This window comes from Kitasatospora sp. NPDC041988, assembly GCF_055588525.1.
In genome coordinates this window covers 1-5,697 of record NZ_JBVJCO010000098.1, presented here as the reverse complement: position 1 = coordinate 5,697, position 5,697 = coordinate 1, and the positions used below count along the sequence as shown (strand labels likewise).

The 5,697-nt window shown below is 69.0% G+C and carries 3 protein-coding genes and 1 rRNA gene; all 4 read left to right on the top strand.

Annotated elements, in window-relative coordinates:
* Positions 1–69: ribosomal RNA gene (rrf, locus tag ACZ6NC_RS41700) — 5S ribosomal RNA — on the top strand; the annotation flags it as partial.
* A 207-nt stretch (positions 70–276) separates the two neighbouring features.
* Positions 277–3,360 carry an AAA domain-containing protein gene (locus ACZ6NC_RS41695; RefSeq protein ID WP_465739110.1) on the top strand — a complete coding sequence of 1,028 codons (3,084 nt, stop codon included), beginning with the start codon at positions 277–279 and terminating at the stop codon, positions 3,358–3,360.
* 271 nt (positions 3,361–3,631) lie between these two features.
* Positions 3,632–4,609, top strand: coding sequence for a Gfo/Idh/MocA family protein (locus ACZ6NC_RS41690; protein WP_465739109.1), 978 nt, complete (start codon positions 3,632–3,634; stop codon positions 4,607–4,609).
* Between the two features lie 445 nt (positions 4,610–5,054).
* Positions 5,055–5,318: a hypothetical protein gene (locus tag ACZ6NC_RS41685; RefSeq protein ID WP_465739108.1), complete on the top strand. Its 264-nt coding sequence runs from the start codon at positions 5,055–5,057 to the stop codon at positions 5,316–5,318.
* The last annotated feature ends 379 nt before the right edge of the window (positions 5,319–5,697 follow it).

Sequence of the window (5,697 nt, the reverse complement as noted above, 5' to 3'; positions counted from 1 at the left end):
GAAGCTAAGCCTCACAGCGCCGATGGTACTGCAGGGGGGACCCTGTGGGAGAGTAGGACGCCGCCGAACAATCATTCACAGAGAACCCCCGATCCGTCACGGATCGGGGGTTCTCTGCGTTTCCGGACAGTCGATGCCGAGGGGCTTGCCGGCATGTCAGAGCTGTGCGGCTGTGGGCCTCTCCGGGCCCTGGCTTGCCGAAAGCCACCTCGGTGTCGGTCGCACTCCGTACAGTGGACGAAGCACTTTGAGTAGGTTACGGGGGAGCGCACACTCATGACGCAGATCGAGCGGCCCTATCCGGTCACGGAACTCCTGACCGCCGTACAGGCGGAGATCCGGGCAGAACGGCGAGATGCAGCCAAGGACGCGGAGAAGGCGACACTCTCGGAAGGCCGGTCGGTATCGGCCTCGGAAGGCCGGTACGAGTATCTCTTCGGGTGCCGGAGGTGGCCTCGCTCCTTCGACGGCAGCCCGGTTCTCGTCCGTCCCTCCCAATCCCGCGGGCCGTGGGTGCCGGCCGAGGCGTCCCCGATGCCGGACGGGAAGGTGCGGGTCGTCACCACCGAGAGCATTGGTACCGGGGTACGAGACGTTCTGGTGCGCAAGGACGACTCGGCCGGCCTGCTGGTGCTGGCGGAGCGGTTGGAGGTGGCGGGTTCGGATGATGCCGGTCTCCGGGGCGAGAGCGCCGGATGGATCGTCGGACAGGGTTCGCCGGCCGTCGGGCGGGTGCCGGACCCGGCGCGATGGGTGGCGGGCTGGCATGGTCTGAAGCTCAATCCGCGCCAGCGGTCGGCTGTTGAGCAGGCGCTCGCGAGTGAAGTGCTGTTCCTCTGGGGGCCACCGGGTACGGGCAAGACCGACGTCGTCGGTCACATCGTGGAGGGCAACTTCCGGCAGGGGCACAATGTCCTGTTCCTCGCGCCGACCAAGGTTGCGGTCGATCAGGCCCTGGAGCGGATCTGTGACCTGCTGAACGCGGAGGCGGGCTTCGGGGAGGGGCTGGTCCAGCGCGCCGGTGACGTCGAGCTGCCGTCCCTCCGTGAACGGTACGGCGAGTACGTTGACCCGGCCCGAATCGCGGGACGGGTCTCGGCGCAACTGGACGAGGCGGCGCGGGAGGCGCGGGAGGCGCTCGATCGGGCCCGCACCACTGTGGCCTTGCACGACGAGGCACTGGTGCTGGAGGAGCGCCTCACCGCGGACCGGGCAGCCCACCAGGCCGCGGCCGATGCGGCAGCCACCGCGGACCGGGATGCGCTGCGGTCCGAGGCGGAGGCGGCCCGCCTTCGACTGAGCATCAGCGAGGAGGGAACGCTCAGGGGCCTTCTGGCGAAACGGAAGGAGAGCCGGCTCGCCGCGATGCGGGAAGAACTCGGCCGAGCTGTCTCAGCCGCGGAGAGCGCTCAGTACATCGGGTCGGCCGCCCGGCGCCAGGCACAGGAACTTGCTTCCCGGATCAGCGAGACGAGCGGGCGCCTTGCCGCTGTCCGGCCACGACTCGAGGGCCTTCCCCCACGGTCGGGCGCCGTAGGCCAGGCCGAGACGCTGCAGAAGCAGATCCAGGACATCGACCGGCAACTCAGCCGCATTCAGCAGGCTGTGCGCTCCCGGTGCAGAGTCATCGGAGCCACGGTCGCCAAGGCGGTTCAGTCCCGGAAGCTGCTGGACCGGGTGGATGTCGTCGTGATCGACGAGGCGGGCATGGTGGACCTGCCGTCAGCGTGGCTCGCCGCCGGCCTCGCCGGCAAACGGGTCGTCGTGGCGGGCGACTTCCGGCAGCTGCCGGCGGTCACCAAGGGCGACGGCGACCGCAAGGCCACGGAAGACGAGCGGGCCCACTCCCAGCACTGGGCGGCCCGCGACGCTTTTCACGCGGCAGGCCTTGTGACCGAGGCCGGCTCCGTCCGGCAGGACCCGCGACTCGTGGCGCTGGACACCCAGTACCGCATGCGCGAGCCGATCTGCAGGCTCGTCAACGCCGTCGCCTACCCCGACGCCCCGCTCACCACCGGCCGCGGGGACGGCAGCCGGATCCCGACCAACCCGCTCGTCGACGTTCCCGTGATCCTCGTCGACACTTCGAAGCAGCGGATCCCCGGGCCCGACTACCGGGCCAACACGGTGAACGAGGCCGTCGTCCACGAACTCGTACGCGGGCTCCAGTACGAAGGCGTGCTCCCCGGCCGCAAGTGGGACGGCGATGACGTCGTCACGGGGGAGCGCGCGACGGACCGGCTGGCGGTCATCGCGCCCTACCGTGCGCAGGTCAAGGCGCTCAAAGGCAGCCTGAAGTACCGGTTCGGCGACGAGTACGAGGGCCTGGTCGACACCATTCACCGGTTTCAGGGCAGCCAGCGCCCGATCGTCGTCTTCGACACCGCCGTCGGCGCCGGCAAGGACCCGGGCATCTTCTACAGCGGCACCGGCCTGTCCTCCCAGACCTGCCGCCTGCTGAACGTCGCACTGAGCCGGGCGCAGGACCACCTGATCGTCGTCGCCGACGTGGAGCACCTCCGGCAGCATCTCGCGTCGTCCAGCGAGGCCCGCGTGATGCTCGACCACCTGGAGAGCCACGCGCAGGTGATCCCGGCTGACCAGTTGGTGCCGACGCGCGACGCGGCACAGCTCTCCGCCCTCTCGGAGGAGGAACTGGCGCGACCGGCCTTCTTTCCGGCCGACGAGGTCCAGAAAGCTGTGGAATGGGACATCGCGCGGGCCGGTACCAGCATCGAGGTCTACTGCGCTTTCCTCGACCCGCAGCCGGTGCGCCGGTGGTCCGCGTTGCTCGGCTCACGTGTGGCGGAAGGCGTTCGCGTCATTGTTCACACGCGGGCGCCGGAGGAACAGCGGGACCAGGCCGCGGTCGGCCGCCACCAGCAGCGGATCGACGAGCTGAGGGCGGTGGGTTGCCAGGTGGACTTCCGGGAGCGCATGCACGAGAAGGTGTTGATTCTCGACAGCACGGTGCTCTGGCACGGTTCGCTCAATCTGCTCGCCAACACCGGTCCGACCGATCTGATGATGCGTTTCACCGACCCCAGCGCGTGCGAGAGGGTCACCAGGGTCATCGAGCGGGCTCGAAAGGACCGCGCCGCGTGGAACCCGCGGACGGCGGGCGGGGGTGGCCCTGAGGTACAGGAAACCGAGCCAGTGCCGTCAACGCCCGCTGTGGAGGGATCGGTTGGGATTCGTCCTGGGGATGTCGTCAACGGGCGGCTCTACCTGAAGGTGCCGTTCGGAGAGAAGGACGAGGCGAAGGCGACACTCAAGGCCCGCTGGGACCGGCCGAACGGCCTCTGGTACGTCGATGCCACCCGGGTCACTCTGGAGCAGGCTGCCCGTTGGCTGCCGTGAGAACACGGCGTGCCCGCATGCGGCCGGACGCCTGAACGGTCCGAGAGTCTTCCTGTGACAACTCATCAGCAACTGACAGGATCTCGTAGCGTTCTGATCCTCCGTGGAGTGTGTGCGGAGCGTCGTAGGGAAGGCGGACACGAGGAGGCGGGACGGCACGTGCCAACCTGCGGGCCGCCGCGTCGGACCGGCCACGTCGAGGTGGTGGCGCGCCATTGACGTTCCGGGCCCCGATCCAAGGCCGAGCCGAATCCAGAAAGCAGCGCGCTTCATGAGTGACTTCGTACGTGTCGGCCTGGTCGGAGTCGGGACCATCGCCGAGACCCACCTCGCGGTTCTCTCCGAACGGGCCGAGGTGTCGCTCGACTTCACCGTCGACCCCCGCCCCGCGGCGCCGACCTCGTTCCGCGGTGCCATCGCGCCCCACTACACCGGTCTTGCCGATGCGCTCGAAGCGCACCAGCCCGACCTGCTCGTGCTCGCGACTCCCACCGACACGCACGCCGAGCTGGCCTGCCAGGCCCTTGCCAGTTCCGCGGCCCGAGTGCTGGTCGAGAAGCCTCTCGTCCACGATCTCGCCTCGCTCGCCCGGCTGCGGGAGATGGACGAGGCGGTTGACGTCCGGGGCCGTCTGTTCACGGCGCACCACTTCGCCTTCGCACCGGAGGTGGACTGGGCGGCGGAGCTGATCGCCGAGCACCCCGAGTGGGGGCCCGTCACGACTGTCACCTCTGCGTTCTACGACCCTTACGTTCTCAAGGGGGCCGGCGCCTTCGCGTCCTACGGTTCCAGCTGGATGGACTCCGGGGTGAACCAGCTCAGTATGCTCACCCGGTTCGTCGATCTCATGGCACTCACCTCCGCCCGGCAGACGGACGGCGGCGCGAGTGCGTGGTGCACCGCCGGGTACCGCTCCCGCGGAGAGCTGGGCACAGCCCGTCTGCGCAGCAGCTGGCTCACGGGCGCCAGCAGCAAGGAGAGCAGTCTCGTGTTCGGCCGCTCGGGCGTGGAGGTCTGGATCGACCACACAGCCATGACCGGCCTCGCGGTTCGGGGCGGGGAGCTTCTCGCCGCCTTCGGCAACGACGGCCGAACGCCCAGGAAGGTCGCCCACTACCGGCCGCTGTACGCGAGCCTGCTCTCCGGCCGGCCCGACCCGGTCCTCGGCTTCGACGCGGCCGCGACGATCACTGAGATCCATCATTCGGCGGCCGGCGTGGGGCGCGCGCCGGCCCAGCTCTTCGAGTAGTCGACCCGCCGGGACAGCCAGTCTGTGGGACGACGTAGGTGACCTGGTCGAGGCGCAGCTCGACGGGGAGAGCCCGGCCTCGCATCTCCTCGGATCGGTGGTTCCCCGCCCTGGCCGCTGAAGGTGTTCCCTTCGACGGTGCAGGCCGGGCCAGTCTCGCGCACCGCTTGTCTGCCGACGACCTGGCCACCCTGCTCGACAAGGAACTCTCCCGAGACAACGCCGAGAACGCGTTGCCCGACGCGGAGATGCAGGGCCGAGCCGCCAGGTTCGAGGAACTGCTGCGCGATAACCACCCGGCATGTGCCGACGACGTGCTGCAGGTCCTGGCCTTCTGGGAGAGCCTGGACCCGGACTGCCGGCTCGGCTACGGCCGTGCTGGGGAGACCAGCTGCTTCCTGACACTGGACCTGGCCCGGGAGGGGGACCTGCGACGATCTGGCCGTTGGCCATCTACCCGGTGCTCGGCACCGTCGAGGTCGTGTTCCAGTATCTGCGCAGTCGTCCTCCGTTCGACGACACCGAGATGCGCCGCGAGCTCCTGCGGCGGCTGAACCGAATCGACGGAATCCAGCTCGCCGAGGCCAAACTTGAGCTGAGACCGTCCTTCTCGATTGAGGCGATCGGGCGGCAGAGGGAGGAGATCCAAGGCGTACTCGAGTGGTTCGTCCACGTCACCGCCCTGCATCTCGCCCAGCGAGCTGTCTGAGCGCGGGGCCGATCGGGTGGGTCGAACACGCCCATGGGGATGCGAGAGCCTCGGCCGGTCAAGGACGGGGTCAGGTACTGGACCCTCTTCATCCCACCCCGGCGAACGTCGTGCGGCCAGCCTTGCCGGTTCGCCTGTTCGGAAGCGCCACGACCAGGGGCGACCGGATCCGGAAGGGGACCAGCTGCCGCTGGTGCCGGCCCTTTGCGAGGTGGAGAACGAGGAGCGCTACGCCAGGCTGCAGTCGTCATCCCCGGGGAGTTGCTTCTGGCTCTGTACGGGTCTAGTGTTCTCTAGTCGCTCGGCATGGAGCACCGGACACGCATCGGCGCGGACGGTCCCGGGGCGGCCAATCCCTAGAAACATCATTTCCCGGTTC

Excerpts from the sequence above, each read along its gene's own strand:
- ACZ6NC_RS41695 (WP_465739110.1), top strand. The coding sequence starts at position 277 with ATGACGCAGATCGAGCGGCCCTATCCGGTCACGGAACTCCTGACCGCC.
- ACZ6NC_RS41690 (WP_465739109.1), top strand. The coding sequence starts at position 3,632 with ATGAGTGACTTCGTACGTGTCGGCCTGGTCGGAGTCGGGACCATCGCC.